At 44.5% G+C, this 3,245-nt stretch carries 1 protein-coding gene and 3 pseudogenes; 2 read left to right on the top strand and 2 right to left on the bottom strand.

Features of this window, described 5'->3' with window-relative positions:
• Positions 1 to 1,030 (bottom strand): retention module-containing protein (locus M1L23_RS06805; protein WP_252626569.1); only part of this gene is annotated, 1,030 nt, incomplete at its 3' end.
• 267 nt (positions 1,031 to 1,297) lie between these two features.
• Between M1L23_RS06805 and M1L23_RS06800 the strand changes: the two are divergent.
• Positions 1,298 to 2,237 (top strand): annotated as a pseudogene (locus tag M1L23_RS06800) (integrase core domain-containing protein).
• Between the two features lie 610 nt (positions 2,238 to 2,847).
• Positions 2,848 to 3,114, top strand: a pseudogene (locus M1L23_RS06795) (transposase); the annotation flags it as partial.
• A gap of 12 nt (positions 3,115 to 3,126) precedes the next feature.
• Here M1L23_RS06795 and M1L23_RS06790 read toward each other — a convergent pair.
• Positions 3,127 to 3,245 (bottom strand): annotated as a pseudogene (locus M1L23_RS06790) (IS30 family transposase); the annotation flags it as partial.

Raw genomic sequence — 3,245 nt, 5'->3', positions numbered from 1 at the left:
TAATCGTGTTGCCATTGTTGTCTGTCGCCACCGCATCAATGGTCAATGGGCCATCGGTCAGCTCACTGACATCAATGCCTTCAATCAGATAATTACCATCTGCATCCACAGTGGCTTGTGCAGTCACTGTGTTGCCATTCTGATCGGTAATGGTGATGCTCACCAACGACCCTTCGGCCACGTCGGTAGTCGCGCCACTGATATCCAGCGTCGCTGCATCGGTATCAACTGTCGCATTTACACTCAGCGCAGACTCAACCGCATCCAGATCAACCGTGGTTGATGCTTCGACTATGTTATTTGCAAAATCGAGCGTCGTCGCAGTAATAAGAAGAGGACCATCTACGAGCATGCTTACGTCGGCATCGCTCAACGAGTAAGTGCCGTCTGCGGCAATAACGGCAGTAAGATTAATTGAGTTCCCGAGCTGATCAACAATCTCGAGGCTAACTTGTGTACCAACAGCTACATTATTTGTGCTACCACTCAGTGTAATAGAACCGGCCGACTGCTCAATCACTGCGACCACAGAAATGTCGCCGTCTTCAATCGCTAACCCGCCCTGCCCCTGAGCCTGAACATCAGTAAAATCAGTGCTAATACCTGAATAATTATAAGATTCAGAACCTGCGCTTCCGACATCTGATACTCTCAGCAAACGAACAAAAGAAGACCCTTCACCACCACCGCCGGCATCACCACCCGCCGCTGCGGCTTCTAGCTGCTCAAGAAGGTCCCCTTCTCCGTCTAACAAAGCTAATATAGCTTCAGGACTTTCGGCGTCTACAACGTTATCAAAGTCATATGCATTATCAGCATCTAATGAATCTTCACTAACTAAGACTTGGAAGAGTTCTGGAATAACCTGCTCAGCACCATCGTCAAATGCTAAAGTTACCGAAGCCCCTTGCTCGGTGATGACTACCTCACCCGGCAATACTTCATCGCCAACCTGGAGTTGACGCATTGTGCCATCTTCACTTTGAGCCCAGGCGGTGCCCTGAATATTCAATACTTGTGCGGTAGCCATAATGTAACCTTATTGATGATGTCTGACAGACAGAATTTCTATTAGCGCTAATTTAACTAAAAACACGCAACTGCTCTACTGGACCTAAGTCCAGTTTATTGAAGACGCAGGACTCATAGAAATGAATAAGGGCTTTAAGATCAAGTAAGAATCATTGCCTACAAAGCATGCAATGAACATTGGGTGATGGGAACAGTGTAACTACCCCGTAAAATAATACAGATTACTCGTAGAATTTCTTTTAAGCTAAACGAAAGGAGTTTGACGATGAGCAAACGAAAGACTGAAAGCCAAATTGTGGCGATTTTGAAAGAAGCTGAAGTCGGCATGCCGGTCAAAGACCTCTGCCGTAAGTATGGCATCGGCAATTCAACGTTTTATAAGTGGCGCGAAAAATATGGCGGTATGGAAGCGTCCGATGTGCGGCGCTTAAAAGAGCTTGAAGAAGAAAACCGGCGACTCAAACAGATGTATGTTGATCTGAGCCTTAAATCGCAGATGCAAGAAGATATTATAAAAAAGCTTTAGCACCTGTGGCAGAACGAAAGATCTGGGTACGCGAGTGACAGGTGTATTATAACGCGAGCGTTGTAAAGTGCTGCCATGCGGTTGGCATCAGCCGTATCGCTTACTATTACGAGCCTAAGTTGGCCGATGATAATGCAATCATTGATGCACTCAATGCGTTGATTGAAAAACATCATCGCTGGGGTTTCCCTAAACGCTTTAAACGCCTTCGAAAGCTAGGCCACAGCTGGAATCACAAGCGTGTCTATCGTGTTTATACTGAATTAAAACTGAACCTACGGCGCAAAAGGAAAGCGACGACTGCCTAACCGCAATCCGGAGCCTTTGGCTGCGCCTAGTGCGCGTCATACGCTATCTGGACCAACTTGCTGAGTGGCACGGTTATCCTGAAAAAATTCGGGTGGACAACGGCAGCGAATTCATCTCGGAAGTCTTCGTTAGCTGGGCAAAAGCGCATGGCATTATGATTGATTACATTAAACCTGGTTGCCCTTACCAGAACGCATATATTGAACGATTTAACCGAACGTATCGTGATGACGTACTGGATTTTTACATCTTTAATAATCTGAATGAAGTGAAGCAAATAACCGAAGACTGGATTGAATTGTATAACACTGAACGACCGCACGATTCACTCACTGACATGACGCCGCTAGAGTACCGAAATGCGGCATAAGTTCTCTACGAGATGACTGTGTTATAAATGGGGTATTTACACACTAGCCTATTAAGTATAGTTGCCAACGCTACTTTTGGTGTTTTTTCCGCTTTTAAAGCCACTGTAGTAAAGCAACACCATGAAGATTGGCTTTATTTTATGGGGGAAAGGTCAGTACTAAAGAATGAATTCAAGCCTAGCTATTTTAGTTATTCGCTAAGCAGGACTTAGCCATGTATCAATAGACTAAGCCCTCATCTTGTTCAGCAAACTTCAAGGCTGTTGCAAAAATATTTGAGTATATGCTTATGCATTTATTTATAGGTAATTCCACATGAGAACGTGATTTTAAGCTAGTTAAAGTGAGTTTCGATAACCCACACTAAGCTGAATTGCTAAGAGCTTTATTAATAATATCTTTAACCAGCTCTCCTTGAAATTGTGTACTAAAACTAACACTAAACCCTTCTTTTACCATCTGATTAAATAGCTGTTCAGCGTGCTTAATCTTGCGATACTCTTCTGCTCTCAAGTTATCAGACGACTTAGTATCTTTGTAGTGGCATAGTTAATTTGGCCACCTAATTAGAGGTGTTATCATACACCACATAGACAATTAGGTGACAACATGAGCAGAAGACCAAAACGTAATTATACCCCCGAGTTTCGACTTGAAGCAGCACAGTTGGTAGTCGACCAGAATTACACCGTTCGAGAAGCAGCAGAAGCCATGAACATCGGAAACTCCACTATGGATAAGTGGGTTCGTCAGCTTCGAAAGGAGCGTGACGGAGAGAGCCCAAAGGCCACGCCAATGACGCCAGAGCAGCTTAGAATACGTGAGCTCGAGAAGCGAATTCGAGACATTGAGATGGAAAAAGACATATTAAAAAAGGCTACGGTGGGTTCAACCGGTCAGTGCAACTATCTCGTTTAGCCTCTCAGCTGGCGTTAAATATTGCAATGTTTTTCTTGGTCGTTGATTCAGGCGTAAGGCAACCACATTAAGCTGCTCTTGAGTCCACC

The organism is Aliidiomarina quisquiliarum (assembly GCF_023922585.1).
Classification (GTDB): domain Bacteria; phylum Pseudomonadota; class Gammaproteobacteria; order Enterobacterales; family Alteromonadaceae; genus Aliidiomarina; species Aliidiomarina quisquiliarum.
This window is presented reverse-complemented; position numbering and strand designations above follow the sequence as displayed.